The sequence below is a fragment of the Phormidium sp. CCY1219 genome (assembly GCF_035615515.1).
Lineage (GTDB): Bacteria > Cyanobacteriota > Cyanobacteriia > Cyanobacteriales > Laspinemataceae > CCY1219.
In genome coordinates this window covers 1-1248 of record NZ_JAJENT010000919.1, presented here as the reverse complement: position 1 = coordinate 1248, position 1248 = coordinate 1, and the positions used below count along the sequence as shown (strand labels likewise).

The window sequence follows — 1248 nt, the reverse complement described above, 5'->3', positions numbered from 1 at the left end:
ATCGCCGCTTCCAGGTCTCCCAACTCACGGCGGGCAATTCCCCGGTTGTTGTAGGCTAGTGCTAAATTGGAGTCGAGGCGAATCGCTTGGTTGTAATCCTCAATCGCCGCTTCCAGGTCTCCCAACTCACGGCGGGCAAATCCCCGGTTGTGGTAGGCTGGTGCAAAATTGGAGTCGAGGCGAATCGCTTGGTTGTAATCCTCAAGGGCGGCTTGATGCTCTCCTTGTTCCTGTCGAGCATAACCCCGGTAGAAATAAACCACTGCGTTATTCGGATTGAGTTGCAAGAGGCGATTGAAATCCCGAATTGCCGGGGGGAACTCCTCTAACCGGTAATACGCCTCACCGCGCCGATACAGGGCATCTAGATGGTTCGGATTGGCGGCGAGGACGCGATTGTATGCCGAGATGGCTTCCCGGTAGTTGCCTGCTTTTGCCAACTGTTCCCCGCGCGCCACATCATCTTCGGGGGTGACAATTCCCGGGGGTGGGGAGAGGTTACTTCGCGCGGCTAAAAAGATTTGCAGGGGAATGGCCATGCCAAAGGCTTTATTGGTGTTGGGTTCCGAGGTAGAGCGCCCGTTAATCCCCACTAGCCGCGCTCTGTCATCCAACAGCGGACCGCCAGAGGTGCCCGGGGTACTGGGATTGTCATGCAGCAGTTCATACCCATTCTCCCCCCTTTGCAGGCGCGAGACAATTTTGGCATCGAGAAACTGGTAGCTGCGTTCCGGAATTCCGGGTAACTGACCGCTCCATCCCACCACATAAACCGCCTTGCCTTCGCTCAGGTTTTCGGAGTCGCCGAATTCCGCCGTGGCATAGGATTGGCTGCTGATAAACCGCACCACCGCAATATCCAGGTTGGGCAGATACCGCACTTGGCTGTAGGATAGGGAATGCTGGCGATTATCGGCGGTGGTAATCTTGTAGGACCCCTGGCGATTCACCACATGCCAGTTGGTGAGGACGGTGTAGGTGCTGTCTTCCCGGTCGATAATCACCCCAGTGCCCACCTGCGGACCGTCGATTCTCACGGTAAAGGTTTTCGCTTGGGTGGCAATCTCCGACGGGTCTAGGGCGAAGGCGGGAGTCGGTTGCACCAGGGCAACTGTCGCCGCCGCCCCGACAATAATGGCTGGGAATAATTTGCGCGAAAACATCATAGTAGCCTCCGATACGTTTGGAAACCCCCGTGCTTTAGCCGGGGGAGGAAAAACGAACGTGCGGCTTTAGCCGCCGTCAAAA

General features: G+C 56.7%; 1 protein-coding gene. It reads right to left on the bottom strand.

Features of this window, described 5'->3' with window-relative positions; genetic code table 11:
• Window positions 1–1166 (bottom strand): tetratricopeptide repeat-containing S1 family peptidase (locus tag LKK83_RS30225; RefSeq protein ID WP_324635179.1); only part of this gene is annotated, 1166 nt, incomplete at its 3' end.
• Window positions 1167–1248 lie beyond the last annotated feature (82 nt).